Source organism: Streptomyces sp. NPDC048389, assembly GCF_040706335.1.
GTDB lineage: Bacteria > Actinomycetota > Actinomycetes > Streptomycetales > Streptomycetaceae > Streptomyces.
This window is the reverse complement of the sequence record NZ_JBEZKP010000030.1, coordinates 1-12,976: the sequence shown is the minus strand read 5'-3', so window position 1 is coordinate 12,976 and position 12,976 is coordinate 1. Positions and strand designations below refer to the sequence as shown.

The window sequence follows — 12,976 nt, the reverse complement described above, 5'->3', positions numbered from 1 at the left end:
TCGTGGTCCGTGCAGCCGTCCTGCCCGCCGTCGGCGCTCCCCTGGAGATCGCGGAGATCTCCCTGCCGGAGCCCGGCCCGGGCCAGGTCCGCGTCAGGCTCGCCGCCGCCGGGGTGTGCCACTCCGACCTGTCCCTGTCCAACGGCACCATGCGGGTGCCCGTCCCCGCCGTACTCGGCCACGAGGGCGCCGGTACGGTCGTCTCCGTCGGCGACGGTGTCACCCATGTCGCGCCCGGCGACAAGGTCGTCCTCAACTGGGCGCCCTCCTGCGGCAGCTGCCACGCCTGCGGGATCGGCGAGGTGTGGCTGTGCGCCGACGCGCTGACCGGTGCGGGCCGGGTGCACGCGGCGGCGGCGGACGGCACCGACCTGCATCCCGGCCTGAACGTCGCGGCGTTCGCCGACGAGACGGTCGTCGCCGCGAACTGCGTCCTGCCCGTCCCCGACGGCGTTCCCCTCACCGACGCCGCCCTGCTCGGCTGCGCCGTCCTCACCGGCTACGGCGCCGTCCACAACGCCGCGCGGGTGCGCGAGGGCGAGTCCGTCGTGGTCTTCGGCGCCGGAGGGGTCGGGCTCGCCACCCTCCAGTCGGCCCGCATCGCGGGCGCGGGCCCCGTGATCGCCGTCGACGTCTCCCCCGAGAAGGAGGAACTCGCCCGACGGGCCGGTGCCACCGAGTACGTCGTCGCCTCCGACACCACGGCGAGGGAGATCCGGGCACTGACCGGCAAGCGGGGCGCGGACGTGGCCGTCGAGTGCGTCGGCCGCGCAGCGACGATCCGCGCCGCGTGGGACTCCACCCGCCGCGGCGGCCGCACGGTGGTCGTCGGCATCGGCGGCAAGGACCAGCAGGTCACGTTCCACGCGCTGGAACTCTTCCACTGGGGCCGCACCCTGTCGGGCTGTGTCTACGGCAACTCCGACCCGGCCGCCGATCTCCCGGTCCTCGCGGACCACATCCGCGCGGGCAGGCTGGACGTGAGTGCGCTCGTCACGGAACGGATCGCCCTGGAGGGCATCCCGGCCGCGTTCGAGAACATGCTGGCGGGCAAGGGCGGGCGGGCGCTGGTGGTGTTCTGACCCTGCGGTGACCTGCGGGGCCGGGCTCGTCCTGCCCGGCGCCGCAGGCCACCATGGAGACGCCCCGCACCGGGCGTCCCTCGGCTGTCGGGCCGCCGCCGTCCTCGGTGGCGGCCCGGCGCCGTTCCTCATGGTCCTGCCGTCGGAGGCGACCGGGATCTCGATGGCGTTGTCGGCCCGCACCATCGGGCCGGCAGTGGTCGCCCCCGTCCCGATCAGGATCCTGGCGTCCCGGGCCGCGAAGGCGTCCGCGGAGGGCTGACGGCCTCCCCGCTCCCCGTGTTGCCCTTGCTGTGCTCCCCGCTCCCGGCCGCGCCCACCGACCGCGGCCGGGAGCGGGCCCGGGAGCGCGAGACGGCGACACCGGCCAGGCACAGCGCGCCGCCCGCCAGGGTCAGCGGCCCCGGGACCTCGTCCAGGGCCAGCCACGACATCAGCACCACCAGCGCGGGCACGGCGTACGTGGTCGCGCCCATGCGGCCGGCCGTCGTACGGGCCAGCGCGTACGCCCAGGTCGTGAAGGCCAGCGCGGTCGGGAAGACGCCCAGGTAGACCATGTTGAGCGTCGCGGACACGGATGCGTTCGCGGCCTGGCCGACGAGCTGCCCCGCGAACGGCAGACACGCCACCGTGCCCACCAGGCACCCGAACGTCGTCACCTGGAGGGCGCTGCCGTGCGCCAGCGCCGGCTTCTGCGCCACCACGCCGCCCGCGTACCCCACCGCGGCCACCAGGCACAGCAGGACCCCCAGCGCAGAGGCCCCGCCGTCCCCGGACATCGACCAGCCGACCACCACCGCCCCGGCGAACGAGACGGCCATGCCCGCCACCAGCCGGGGCGGCAGGACCTCGCCGAGCAGCCGGGCGCCGAGCAGGGCGATGAGGACCGGGCCGATGTTCACCACCATCGCCGCCGTACCCGCGTCGACCTGCTGCTCGCCCCAGTTGAGGACCACCATGTAGACGCCGAACCAGAGCAGTCCGGACACGGCGATCCCGGGCCACGCGGCGCGCGGCGGCAGGCCCTCGCGACGGATCAGCAACACGCAGGCGAGAGCGAGCGATCCCGCGAGCAGCCGGCCGAGGGCGAGCGCGCCGGGGGAGTACGCCTCGCCGGCGCTGCGGATGGACACGAAGGCCGAGGCCCACAGCACGACGGTCACGCCGGCGGCCACCAGCGCGGGCCACTCGGGGTGGCGGTTTCGCTTCGTCATGGCAGGACCGTACGGCGCGGACCGGTCGGCACTCACCGCAATATCGCCGGGTCGATGCCGAGCAGCGTGTGCAGCGCCTGCTCGCCGTCCGGGGTCACCTTCACCGCCCGTTCGGATCCGATGCGTACGCACCACCCGCTGTCCAGCGCGTGCCGGCACAGCCGTGCGCCCGCCAGGCCGGCGAGGTGCGGCCGGCGTTCGGTCCAGTCGAGGCAGCCACGGGCCAGCGGCCGCCGCCCCGCCCCGTCGAGCGGGACGCCCAGCTCGGCGAACCAGCCCGTGCCCGCCTCGGTGAGCGCGAAGCCGGTGTCCTGGCGCAGCAGGCCGCGGGTGGTCATGGCCCGGGTGACGGTGATGCCGAGCCGCCCGGCCAGATGGTCGTAGCAGGTGCGGCCGCGGGCCATCGCGGCGGCCGCGGTCGACTCGCGCAGCGACCGCGGCGGCCGGGCCGGTCCCGGCGGTCCGGCGTACGCGGCCACCTCCTCGACCAGCTGCGCCACCCGCTCGTCGGCGAGCCGCACATACCGGTGCCTGCCCTGCCGTTCCTGTGAGAGAAGTCCGCCCGACACCAGTTTGCCGAGGTGTTCGCTCGCGGTGGACGCGGCGACCCCGGCGTGCCGCGCGAGTTCCCCGGCGGTCCAGGCGCGCCCGTCGAGCAGCGCGAGTGCGAAGCCCGCCCGGGTCTCGTCGGCGAGCAGCGCCGCGAAGGCGGCGAGATCACGGGAGGAGGTCATGCCTCCCAGGATGCGTCAGCCACCCTTCGGCGCGTGCCGAAGGGTGCCGTGCGGGGCGGCGTTCTGCCCGACCGCCTCGTACTGCAGTGCCAGCCCGTCGAGCAGGGCCCGCAGGCCGGTCTCGAACGCGCCCTCGTCGACCCGCTCCTGCCGCTGCGCGAGCAGGTGGGCCTGGCCCAGGTGCGGGTAGTCGGCCGGGTCGTAGGCCGTGGCGTCGTCGACGAAGCCGCGGGCGAAGGAGCCGAGGGCGGAGCCGGTGATGAAGTAGCGCATCAGCGCGCCGATGCGGGTGGCGTGGGCGGGGGGCCAGCCGGCGCGGACCATCGCGCCGAACACGGCGTCGGCGACCTTCAGGCCGGCCGGGCGGCGGCCCGGGCCGCGGGCGAGCACCGGGACGGTGTTGGGGTGGGCGCTCAGAGCGGCGCGGTAGGAGACGGCCCAGTCGTGCAGGGCGGTGCGCCAGTCGCGGCCGTCGTCCTCGTCGAACATCGACAGGTCGACACGGGCGCTGACCGCGTCGGCGACGGCGTCGAGGATCTCGTCCTTGTTGCGGAAGTGGTTGTAGAGCGACGGGCCGCTGACGCCCAGTTCGGCGGCGAGCCGGCGGGTGGAGACGGCGTCGAGTCCCTCGGCGTCCACGAGCGCGCTCGCCGTCGCGACGATGCGGTCTCTGCTGAGGAGGGGCTTGCGCGGTCGGGCCATGCGGCACATAGTAGGCCCGGGAAAAAGAAACTAGCAGTGATAGTTAAAGGTGGGTGCCTCGCATGGACCTGGAGCTCGGTGAGGAGCGGACCGCCGTCCGCCGGCTGGCGAGGGACTTCGTCGACCGCGAGATCACCCCGCACGTCGTCGAGTGGGACCGTGCCGAGAACGTCGACCGGGCCATCGTGAAGAAACTGGGCGACCTCGGCTTCCTCGGGCTCACCGTCGAAGAGGAGTACGGCGGCTCCGGCGGCGACCACCTCTCGTACTGCCTCGTCACGGAGGAGCTCGGCCGTGGCGACTCCTCGGTGCGCGGTATCGTCTCGGTCTCGCTGGGCCTGGTCACCAAGACGATCGCGTCGTACGGCACCGAGGAGCAGAAGCGTCACTGGCTGCCGCGGCTCACCGCGGGCGACGCGCTCGGCTGCTTCGGTCTCACCGAGCCCGGCACCGGGTCGGACGCGGGCAGCCTCGCCACCAGGGCCGTCCGTGACGGCGCCGACTGGGTGATCAACGGCTCCAAGATGTTCATCACCAACGGCACCTGGGCCGACGTGGTGCTCCTGTTCGCCCGGACCGGCGACGCTCCCGGCCGCAAGGGCGTCTCCGCCTTCCTCGTCCCCACCGACAGCCCCGGCCTCGGCCGCCGCACGATCCACGGCAAGCTCGGGTTGCGCGGCCAGGCCACCGCCGAGTTGGTGCTCGAAGACGTCCGGGTCCCGGGCTCGGCCCTGCTCGGCCCCGAGGGCAAGGGCTTCTTTATCGCCATGTCCGCCCTCGCCAAGGGCCGGATGTCCGTCGCGGCAGGGTGCGTCGGCATCGCGCAGGCGGCCCTGGAGGCCGCCGTCGGCTACGCGAGGGAGCGCGAGCAGTTCGGCAGGTCCATCGCGCACTACCAGCTGGTCCAGGAGCTGATCAGCGACATCGCCGTCGACGTGGACGCGGCCCGGCTGCTGACCTGGAGCGTCGCCGATCTGATCGACCGGGAAGAGGAGTTCGCCACCGCCGCGTCCAAGGCGAAGCTGTTCGCCTCGGAGGCGGCCGTGCGCGCCGCCAACAACGCCCTCCAGGTCTTCGGCGGCTACGGCTACATCGACGAGTATCCCGTCGGCAAGCTGCTGCGCGACGCCCGTGTGATGACCCTCTACGAGGGCACCAGCCAGATCCAGAAGCTGATCATCGGACGCGCGCTGACCGGGGTTTCCGCGTTCTGAGGGCGGTCGCGCGCCGTGTTCCGAGGCCGGTCGTGTGCCCCACCCGTCCGGCCCGGAGCCGCCCTCGGGCGCCTCGCATGCCATGGACAAGCTCTAAGCGCTTGCTCACCTTCGGGGTATGGTGTTCGTCCTGTGCCACGGAAGGGGCGAACGAGCGATGAGTGCGGCGGACGAGACGGCGGACGGGGCGCCCGGCGAGGTGCAGTCCTGGGACGAGGTGACTCCGGACGCGGCGAGGAAACTGCTCGTCGCCGCCGTCGAGGCTTTCGCCGAGCGCGGTTACCACGCCACCACCACCCGGGACATCGCCGGCCGCGCCGGCATGAGCCCGGCCGCGCTCTACATCCACTACAAGACGAAGGAAGAGCTGCTCCACCGGATCAGCCGGATCGGGCACGACAAGGCCCTCGAGATCCTGGGCGCCGCGTACGACGGCGCCGGCACGCCCACCGAGCGGCTCGCCGACGCCGTACGCTCGTTCGTCCGCTGGCACGCCGGCCGGCACACCACCGCCCGTGTCGTGCAGTACGAGCTCGACGCGCTCAGCGAAGCGCACCGCACCGAGATCTTCGGACTGCGCAGGCAGAGTGACGCCGTGGTGCGCCGCATCCTCAGTGAAGGGGTCGAGACGGGCGAGTTCGACGTGCCCGACGTGCCCGGCACCACGGTCGCGGTGCTGTCGCTCTGCATCGACGTGGCGCGCTGGTTCAACACCCAGGGCCGCCGGACGCCCGACGAGGTCGGCGCACTCTACGCCGACCTCGTCCTGCGGATGGTGGGCGCTCAGAAGAAGTAGCGGGACAGCGACTCCGCCACGCACACCGGCTTGTCGCCGCCCTCGCGTTCGATCGTGACGAGGGCGGTCACCTGCACGCCGCCTCCCACCTCGTCGACGCCCCGCAGCACGGCCGTCGCGCGCAGCCGCGAGCCCACGGGCACGGGGGCGGGGAAACGGACCTTGTCGGTGCCGTAGTTGATGCCCATCTTCATGCCCTCGACCCGCAGGACCTGCGGCACCAGCGCGGGCAGCAGCGACAGCGTCAGATAGCCGTGGGCGATCGTCGTGCCGAAGGGGCCGCTCGCGGCGCGCTCGGGGTCCACATGGATCCACTGGTGGTCACCGGTGGCGTCGGCGAAGAGGTCGATCCGCTTCTGGTCGACCTCCAGCCAGTCGCTGTGTCCCAGCTGCTCGCCGACCCCGGCGCGCAGCTCCTCGGGGGAGGTGAAGATCCTCGGCTCTGCCATGTCCCTGGCCCCTGCCTCTCGACGACTGATGTCTAAGCGCTTGCTCAGCATGGTTGGGCAGGCGCCGTTCTGTCAACGACGGACCAGTAGGCTTCGCGGGGTGCCGCAGATTCCAGAGAAGATCCACGAGCTCACGGTCGGCCAGCTCTCCGCGCGCAGCGGCGCCGCCGTGTCCGCCCTGCACTTCTACGAGTCCAAGGGCCTGATCACCAGCCGCCGCACCAGCGGCAACCAGCGCCGCTACAGCAGGGACACGCTCCGCCGGGTCGCCTTCGTTCGCGCCGCCCAGCGGGTCGGCATCCCCCTCGCCACCATCAGGAAGGCCCTCGCGGAACTGCCGGAGGAGCGGACGCCCGACCGCGACGACTGGGCCCGGCTCTCCGAGGCGTGGCGCGGGGAGCTGGACGAGCGGATCAAGCAGCTCGGCCGGCTCAGGGACCATCTGACCGACTGCATCGGCTGCGGCTGCCTCTCCCTGGAGAACTGCGTCCTGTCCAACCCGGACGACGTCTTCGGCGAGCAGCGCACCGGCTCGCGACTGCTGCCGGAGCGGCCGGGCTCCAAGAGCGAAGGCGCCTGACGCACGACGGCACCGGAACAGGACGAGGCGGGTCCGCACCCCCGTGGCGGGCCCGCCTCCGTGGTCGCGTCCCACCGGACCCCGCCCGGTGACGATCGGGCTCCTCGCACTGTGTACCGCCCTTGCGGTTCGGATACGCCGCAGCGTCGACACCCCAGGGCTTCTCGGCGGTGGTTCGCATCGCCGCCAACTGTGGCGCCACCGAATCCCGTCGGCCCATCGGACGTCGATCCCGCCGACGTGGCGCCCTTCGGCCGGCGGGAGCCGCGAGCGGACCACCCGACGAGACGTGGCACCCACGGCCTCTTCACCACTGACGCGGCGGTGGGGCGCGTACGCAGGGTCTTCGCCGAGGTGACCGGCCCCGCTGAGAAGGGTTGCGGCCGGTGCCGTCTGCCGGAGGGGACGGCGCTGTCGCGGACAGCGGGCGTGGCACTGCCCGACGACGTGCCGGGTGGTGCGACCACTCCCGGGACGAACCCTCGCGGACTTTGGGCATGGCTTGCCGAGCACGCGCCGCGGCGGCTGCGTGCCGGCGGCGCCGCCCCGATGCCCGTGTTCAGGGCCGGACTGCCGTCCCTGCCGTACGAGAAGCGCCGGACCGATCACATGTGGGCCGCGGCGTCGGGTACTTGAGGCCGGCCGACGGGTTCCGGGCGCCTGGCCCGGAACCCGCGGGCGTCATGCCACCGGCGCGAGTTCGCGCCGCCCCGCGTGCTTCGCCGCGGCTGTGGCCTGCGGCGTCAGCACGGGCTGCGGGACGACGATCCCGCAGCCGGTGCAGACCGGGCCGGTCCACGGTTCGTGCTCCAGGTCCCGGCGCCACACGATGTGCGTCCCACCGCACACCGGGCACGCGTCCCCCGGCTCCGCCTCCAGCGCGGCGATCAGCCGGCGCAGCACCTCGCCGAGGGGCGCGGACGGGTGCTCGGCCGGTGTGTCGCAGCGGGCCACCCCGTTGCCGCCCCAGGTCCTGCGGTGCCAGTCGTCGATGTGACCGGGCCGCCGCAAGCCGTTGTGCTTCTCCCGTTTGCGGCGGTCCGCGAAGTTGTCCTCGTAGGCGAGCCAGACGGCCCGCGCCTCTTCCAGTTCCTCGAGCGCGGCCACCAGCCGCGCCGGATCCGGGGCCCTGTCCTCCGGGTCGATACGGTGCCTGCCGCACAGGTGGTCCCATGTGGCACGGTGCCCGTAAGGGGCGAACCGTTCCAGGCATTTGCGCAGTGAGTAGCGCCGTAGCGCCAGATCACACCGTGGGTCGCGCACCTGTCTCGCGAGACTCCGGAAACCGGCCATCGCCCTGCCACCTCCGTCGCTGGTACATCGGCGTTGAAGAATGGACGTAGGAGTGCCCGTTTCGGCTCCATCGAAAAGAAGAAGGTGCCGCTTCGACCGGATCACGACCCCGGCCGGGGGCCCCCGATCCGGCCCGCGGTCAGCACCACCCGGGCGAGTTCTTCATGGCAGATGTCGCCGTGCGCGCCCGTCGGCGGCCATCCGCGGCGCACCACGGCACAGGCGTCGACATTGACGCAGCCCGACGGCGGCAGTCCGTCGCGCAGCGCCTCTGCCAGCGTCAGCCGTGGCGTGCCCGCGACGGCCCGGATCCCGCCATGGCCCATAGCCCACCAACGCCGGTCGGCCGCGGCGGCCGGGTCGCCGGCGAGGCTCGACGCCAGCGGGTAGAACACTCCGAGGGCGGTGTCGTACCGCGAATGGCATGCCACCACCGGCCCGCTCACCCGGTGCTGGAGCGCGCCGAGCGCACCGCAGCGGTGCGGGGCGTGCGGGAGCCCGGTGGCGAACGCGTAGTGCGAGAACGCCGCCTGGAGCAGTGTCACCGACTTCACGTTGTGGGCCCCCTCGGGCAACCCGCGCAGCGCGAACGCGACCAGTCGCCCGCCGTGGCCATGGCCGACGAGATGCACCCGCAGGTGGGGCGCGGACCGCGACAGCCGGCCCAGCAGCGGGCCGAGACCCAGTTCGCCGATGGCGCCGGCGCGCCGCTTCATCGCGTAGTACGTCGCCTGGCGCAGCAGTTCCTTCGCGCCGCGCCAGGCCGCGGGCCGGCCGCCGTCGGGCGCCGTCGGGTCGAGGGCCGCCGCGAGCCGGCCGCAGAGCGTGAGCGTGTCCTCGTACAGGACGGCCGGCGGGCTCTGCTCGTCCCGCGGCAGATCCTCCGCGAAGGCCGCCTCCAACCCGCCGGGCGGGGCCGCGGTCAGCTGCCGGGCCAGCATCCCGAACTCGGCGAACGCCCCCCGGGAGTCAGGTCGTTCAGTGAGGAGCCACGCCAGCCGGTCCACCGTCGCCCCGTGGCCGGGGAACAGGCAGGAGAGCAGGTCCCGCGTCGTCTTGCCCAGTCCCGGGTCCGTCGCCGGTGCTTCCCCGCCCCGCGGCTCCGCGCCGGGGAACGGCTCGTCGGGGAACCGCATCGACGGCCACAGCACCCCGGCGTACCCGACGCGTACGCCCGGCGCGGCCGCCAGGAGTCCGGGGAAGGGCGCGAAGAACGCCAGATGCAGTCGGCGGGCGATGGCGGAGGAGTTGTTCCAGCCGTGGGCGAACACCACGAGATCCGTGAGCTCCGGACCGGCGGGTACGTCGTACGGCCCGCCGTCCGGATCACCGTCCGCGTCGAAGCAGATCTCCCGGTACGGCCGAACACCCGTCCCCGCCATGGCCCGCCCTCCCCTTGCGTTCACTGTCCCAGCATCCTGCGCAAGGGGGGATACAGCCATACCCCGCGAGAGTCGGAGACGGCCGGCCGCGACGACGCGGATGCGGAGGGACCGGCAGTCGTACGAGCCGACCAGCCGCAGCGCCTCCCGTTCGGCCGGCCGGCCGCCACCGGCGCCCCTCGGCGGCCGGGCACGTACCGGCCACGCGCGGGAGGCCCGTCGAGCGGTACGCGGAAGGCCCCTCGGGCGGCGGGCCACGCGGGAAGCGGTGGGGTCAGTAGCGCAGGTACCGCTTCCGTACGGCCCGGAAGGCCGTCAACTCCTCCTGCCACGCGCCCACCACCTCGTCGGTGTCCGCGCCCGCGTCGATCAGGGTGCGCACCTTGGCGGAGCCCGTCAGCTTGTCGATCCAGTTGTCGGAGCGCCAGGCGAAGCCGCTCCAGCTGCGCTTCGCGGTCACCAGGAGGGCGATGCCCGTCCGCACCGGGTCGTAGGACCTGCGGTCGTGGACGTGGAGCTGGACGCCGCCGACCGTCTTCCCCTGGAACTTCGAGAAGGTGGGCGTGAAGTACGCCTCGCGGAGACGGACGCCCGGCAGGTCGAGCGCGTTCGCGGCCCGGGCCCAGGCCGGGCCGATCCCCTCCGCGCCCAGCAGTTCGAACGGGCGCGTGGTGCCGCGGCCCTCGGAGAGGTTCGTCCCCTCGAACAGGCAGGTGCCCGAGTAGACCAGCGCGGTCTCCGGTGTGGGCATGTTGGGGCTCGGCGGGACCCAGGGCAGGCCCGTCTCGTCGAAGAAGTCGTGCCGCCGCCAGCCCTTCATCGTCACGATCCCGAGTTCGACGGGCCGGGTGAGGAACTCGCCGTTGAACAGCAGCGCCAGCTCGCCGACCGTCATGCCGTGCGCCTGCGAGACGGGCTCACGGCCCACGAAGGTCGCGAACGCCTTGTCGAGCACCGGCCCGAGCGCCGCCCGGCCGGTCACCGGGTTCGGCCGGTCGAGGACGACGAGGCGCTTGCCGGCGAGCGCCGCCGACTGCATGCAGTCGAAGAGTGTCCAGATGTACGTGTAGAAGCGGGCGCCCGCGTCCTGGATGTCGAAGACGACGGTGTCCACGCCGGAGGCCGTGAAGATGTCGGCGAGCGGCTGCCCGCTCTTGAGGTACGTGTCGTAGACGGGCAGCCCGGTCGCAGGGTCGTCGTAGCGGCCCTCGGATCCGCCTGCCTGCGCGGTGCCGCGGAAGCCGTGCTCGGGACCGAAGACGGCGACGAGGTCCACGCGGTCGTCGGCGTGCATCACGTCCACGATGTGGCGCACGTCCCGGGCGATGCCCGTCGGGTTGGTGACGACTCCGACCCGCTGCCCGGACAGCGCCGCGTACCCGTCGGCGGCCAGGCGTTCGAAACCGGTGCGGACCCGGGCGCGGCCCGTGTGGGCCGCGGCGGACGCGGGGACGGCGGCCAGGGCGCCCGCCGCGCCGCCCGCCACCAGCAAACCCCGTCTGGACAGGCTCATAGAGGTACCTCCGTGAACGCCGTGTGTCATGACCACTGCACGCTAGCGCTCATGTCGGCCCCGGGGAACGACCCCGGCACCCGGTGGTGCCGCCCTCTTCCGTCCCGACATACCGACTGGTTAGTCTGCCCGCAGGCCGGTTGACGGTGGCCGGTGGACGAGAGAGCCGGGAAGAGGCGGAGCCGATGAGTACGGTGCAGGGCGCCGGAGTCGTGGTCACGGGCGCGGGCGGCGGCATCGGGGCCGCGCTGGCCCGCCGGTTCGCCGCGGAGGGCGCCCGGGTCGTCGTCAACGACATCGACGCCGGCAAGGCCGGGGCCGTCGCCGACGAGATCGGCGCGACCGCCGTACCGGGCGACGCCTCCAGGATCGTGGACGAGGCACGCGAAGCCCTCGGCGGCGTCGTCGACGTCTACTGCGCCAACGCCGGACTCGCCTCCGGCGGGGACGCCTTCGCCGACGAGGACGTATGGGCCGCCGCCTGGGACGTCAACGTCATGGCGCACGTACGCGCGAGCCGGGCCCTGCTGCCCGACTGGCTCGAGCGCGGCAGCGGACGCTTCGTCTCCACCGTCTCCGCCGCCGGCCTGCTCACGATGATCGGCGCGGCCCCCTACAGCGTCACCAAGCACGGCGCCCTCGCCTACGCCGAGTGGCTCTCCCTCACCTACCGGCACCGCGGCCTCAAGGTCCACGCCATCTGCCCCCAGGGCGTACGCACCGACATGCTGACCGCCGCCGGCACGGCCGGTGAACTGGTCCTCGCGCCGACCGCCATCGAACCGGAGGACGTGGCCGACTCCCTTTTCGAAGCCATGGCCGAGGACCGCTTCCTGGTCCTTCCGCACCCCGAGGTCGCCGAGTACTACGCGGCCCGCGCGACACACAACGACCGGTGGCTCGTCGGCATGAACCGCATCCAGCAGAAGTGGGAGGGAACCGGCCGGTGAACTCGATCCCACCGTTAGGCCCTGCCTCCCGCACCTCGCCGACGCCCTGCGGGCGCCGATCGACCCGGCCGACGCCCGTGGTGCACGCCTTCCGCGCCGCCGCCGCGCCCCCCGGGCCCATGCGACCCGCCCGTCCGGCACTCGCCCGTCGCCGGCGTCCCGGGGTGCCTGCCGCGGTGAGAGCGTGAAGGCGTTCGTCAGCCCGCGTCCCGGGGTGTGCGCCGTTGCCGCCGAGCACCGCGCGTACCGCGCCGAGCGGCCGGCCGCCCACAAGTACCCGCGCGAAGTCGAGGTGCTGCCGGAGATGCCGAAGACGACAAGTGGGAAGATCCTCGGGCGAGAACTGCGTTCCCCGGCGTAACACGCAGCGGAAACGGCACGGAGATGCGGAAAGAAGGGCGGGTGGCGGCAATGGCCAGGACGACGGACGGGGGCGGCACCCCCGTGCCGCAGAGGCTGCTGGCCGCTGCCACCCGGCTCTTCGCCGAACGCGGCTACGACCGCACGTCGGTGCAGGAGATCGTGGAGGCGGCCGGTGTCACCAAGGGGGCGCTGTACCACTACTTCGGCTCCAAGGAGGACCTCCTCCACGAGGTCTACGCCCGCGTGCTGCGCCTCCAGCAGCAGCGGCTCGACGCCTACGCGGACGCCGACGAGCCGGTGGAGGCCCGGCTGCGCGGCGCGGCGGCGGACGTCGTCGTCACCACCATCGAGAACCTCGACGACGCCCACATCTTCTTCCGCTCCATGCACCATCTGAGCCCCGAGAAGCTCAAGCAGGTACGCGCCGAACGCCGCAGGTACCACGAGCGCTTCCGCGCGCTGGTGGAGGAGGGGCAGGAGAGCGGCGTCTTCTCCTCCGCCACCCCGGCCGACCTCGTCGTCGACTACCACTTCGGTTCGGTCCACCACCTGTCGACGTGGTTCCGCCCCGAGGGCCCCCTGACCAAGCAGCAGGTCGCCGACCACCTGGCCGACCTGCTCCTGCGGTCGCTGCGGCCGTAGCCGGCCCCGGCGCGATCGGCTTCGCGCTGGCGGCGGGCACCGGGAACGGCGCGCGGATGCTG

General features: G+C 73.3%; 14 protein-coding genes and 1 pseudogene. 8 read left to right on the top strand and 7 right to left on the bottom strand.

The genetic code is table 11. From position 1 onward, the window contains the following. Nucleotides 1-2: 2 nt before the first annotated feature. Nucleotides 3-1,082: a Zn-dependent alcohol dehydrogenase gene (locus AB0903_RS20825; protein WP_366704829.1), complete on the top strand. Its 1,080-nt coding sequence runs from the start codon at nucleotides 3-5 to the stop codon at nucleotides 1,080-1,082. A 7-nt stretch (nucleotides 1,083-1,089) separates the two neighbouring features. Continuing rightward, nucleotides 1,090-1,344: a hypothetical protein gene (locus AB0903_RS20820; RefSeq protein WP_366704827.1), complete on the top strand. Its 255-nt coding sequence runs from the start codon at nucleotides 1,090-1,092 to the stop codon at nucleotides 1,342-1,344. Here the strand turns inward: AB0903_RS20820 and AB0903_RS20815 are convergent. From AB0903_RS20815 to AB0903_RS20805, 3 genes are read right to left on the bottom strand one after another with little or no spacing between them, the layout of a single operon-like run. Beyond that, a complete protein-coding gene (locus tag AB0903_RS20815) occupies nucleotides 1,298-2,296 on the bottom strand; it encodes a DMT family transporter (RefSeq protein ID WP_366704825.1) in 999 nt (332 codons plus the stop codon). The genes AB0903_RS20820 and AB0903_RS20815 overlap by 47 nt on opposite strands. Nucleotides 2,297-2,328: 32 nt before the next feature. Next, entirely contained in the window at nucleotides 2,329-3,030 is a 702-nt protein-coding gene (locus AB0903_RS20810) for a helix-turn-helix domain-containing protein (RefSeq protein ID WP_366704823.1), read from the bottom strand. A gap of 15 nt (nucleotides 3,031-3,045) precedes the next feature. Continuing rightward, nucleotides 3,046-3,732 (bottom strand): TetR/AcrR family transcriptional regulator C-terminal domain-containing protein, encoded by a 687-nt coding sequence (locus AB0903_RS20805; RefSeq protein ID WP_366704821.1) that lies wholly within the window; start codon nucleotides 3,730-3,732, stop codon nucleotides 3,046-3,048. Between the two features lie 62 nt (nucleotides 3,733-3,794). Here AB0903_RS20805 and AB0903_RS20800 point away from each other — a divergent pair, with 62 nt between their 5' ends. Both AB0903_RS20800 and AB0903_RS20795 read left to right on the top strand, forming a co-directional pair. Further along, entirely contained in the window at nucleotides 3,795-4,946 is a 1,152-nt protein-coding gene (locus tag AB0903_RS20800) for an acyl-CoA dehydrogenase family protein (RefSeq protein WP_366704819.1), read from the top strand. 157 nt (nucleotides 4,947-5,103) lie between these two features. Then, the gene (locus tag AB0903_RS20795; RefSeq protein ID WP_366704817.1) at nucleotides 5,104-5,742 is read left to right on the top strand and encodes a TetR/AcrR family transcriptional regulator; all 639 of its coding nucleotides are present in this window, start codon (nucleotides 5,104-5,106) and stop codon (nucleotides 5,740-5,742) included. On the opposite strand, the gene AB0903_RS20790 is transcribed toward AB0903_RS20795, so the two are convergent. Further along, nucleotides 5,730-6,191, bottom strand: coding sequence for a MaoC family dehydratase (locus tag AB0903_RS20790; RefSeq protein WP_366704815.1), 462 nt, complete (start codon nucleotides 6,189-6,191; stop codon nucleotides 5,730-5,732). The genes AB0903_RS20795 and AB0903_RS20790 overlap by 13 nt on opposite strands. Before the next feature lie 100 nt (nucleotides 6,192-6,291). Here AB0903_RS20790 and soxR point away from each other — a divergent pair, with 100 nt between their 5' ends. Beyond that, nucleotides 6,292-6,771 carry a redox-sensitive transcriptional activator SoxR gene (gene soxR / locus AB0903_RS20785; protein WP_366704813.1) on the top strand — a complete coding sequence of 160 codons (480 nt, stop codon included), beginning with the start codon at nucleotides 6,292-6,294 and terminating at the stop codon, nucleotides 6,769-6,771. A gap of 681 nt (nucleotides 6,772-7,452) precedes the next feature. Here the strand turns inward: soxR and AB0903_RS20780 are convergent. From AB0903_RS20780 to AB0903_RS20770, 3 genes are all read right to left on the bottom strand, one after another. Continuing rightward, on the bottom strand, nucleotides 7,453-8,064 hold the full coding sequence (locus tag AB0903_RS20780) for a hypothetical protein (RefSeq protein ID WP_366704811.1): 612 nt from the start codon (nucleotides 8,062-8,064) through the stop codon (nucleotides 7,453-7,455). A gap of 101 nt (nucleotides 8,065-8,165) precedes the next feature. Then, complete coding sequence (locus AB0903_RS20775) at nucleotides 8,166-9,446, bottom strand: serine-threonine protein kinase (protein ID WP_366704939.1); 1,281 nt, start codon at nucleotides 9,444-9,446, stop codon at nucleotides 8,166-8,168. A 274-nt stretch (nucleotides 9,447-9,720) separates the two neighbouring features. Then, nucleotides 9,721-10,959, bottom strand: coding sequence for a DUF1343 domain-containing protein (locus tag AB0903_RS20770; RefSeq protein ID WP_366704809.1), 1,239 nt, complete (start codon nucleotides 10,957-10,959; stop codon nucleotides 9,721-9,723). Nucleotides 10,960-11,144: 185 nt separating this feature from the next. Here AB0903_RS20770 and AB0903_RS20765 point away from each other — a divergent pair, with 185 nt between their 5' ends. The 3 genes and pseudogenes from AB0903_RS20765 (at nucleotide 11,145) to AB0903_RS20755 (ending at nucleotide 12,914) form a co-directional block, all read left to right on the top strand. Continuing rightward, nucleotides 11,145-11,909: an SDR family oxidoreductase gene (locus AB0903_RS20765; RefSeq protein ID WP_366704807.1), complete on the top strand. Its 765-nt coding sequence runs from the start codon at nucleotides 11,145-11,147 to the stop codon at nucleotides 11,907-11,909. 126 nt (nucleotides 11,910-12,035) lie between these two features. Further along, a pseudogene (locus AB0903_RS20760) lies at nucleotides 12,036-12,270 on the top strand (long-chain fatty acid--CoA ligase); the annotation flags it as partial. A gap of 50 nt (nucleotides 12,271-12,320) precedes the next feature. Continuing rightward, nucleotides 12,321-12,914 (top strand): TetR/AcrR family transcriptional regulator, encoded by a 594-nt coding sequence (locus AB0903_RS20755; protein WP_366704805.1) that lies wholly within the window; start codon nucleotides 12,321-12,323, stop codon nucleotides 12,912-12,914. Nucleotides 12,915-12,976 lie beyond the last annotated feature (62 nt).

Bases quoted from the DNA above. Each gene is read 5' to 3' on its own strand.
- AB0903_RS20765 (WP_366704807.1), top strand. From the start codon at position 11,145: ATGAGTACGGTGCAGGGCGCCGGAGTCGTGGTCACGGGCGCGGGCGGC.
- AB0903_RS20790 (WP_366704815.1), bottom strand. From the start codon at position 6,191: ATGGCAGAGCCGAGGATCTTCACCTCCCCCGAGGAGCTGCGCGCCGGG.
- AB0903_RS20800 (WP_366704819.1), top strand. From the start codon at position 3,795: ATGGACCTGGAGCTCGGTGAGGAGCGGACCGCCGTCCGCCGGCTGGCG.
- AB0903_RS20795 (WP_366704817.1), top strand. From the start codon at position 5,104: ATGAGTGCGGCGGACGAGACGGCGGACGGGGCGCCCGGCGAGGTGCAG.
- AB0903_RS20815 (WP_366704825.1), bottom strand. From the start codon at position 2,296: ATGACGAAGCGAAACCGCCACCCCGAGTGGCCCGCGCTGGTGGCCGCC.
- AB0903_RS20810 (WP_366704823.1), bottom strand. From the start codon at position 3,030: ATGACCTCCTCCCGTGATCTCGCCGCCTTCGCGGCGCTGCTCGCCGAC.
- AB0903_RS20770 (WP_366704809.1), bottom strand. From the start codon at position 10,959: ATGAGCCTGTCCAGACGGGGTTTGCTGGTGGCGGGCGGCGCGGCGGGC.
- AB0903_RS20755 (WP_366704805.1), top strand. From the start codon at position 12,321: ATGGCCAGGACGACGGACGGGGGCGGCACCCCCGTGCCGCAGAGGCTG.
- AB0903_RS20805 (WP_366704821.1), bottom strand. From the start codon at position 3,732: ATGGCCCGACCGCGCAAGCCCCTCCTCAGCAGAGACCGCATCGTCGCG.
- AB0903_RS20780 (WP_366704811.1), bottom strand. From the start codon at position 8,064: ATGGCCGGTTTCCGGAGTCTCGCGAGACAGGTGCGCGACCCACGGTGT.
- AB0903_RS20775 (WP_366704939.1), bottom strand. From the start codon at position 9,446: ATGGCGGGGACGGGTGTTCGGCCGTACCGGGAGATCTGCTTCGACGCG.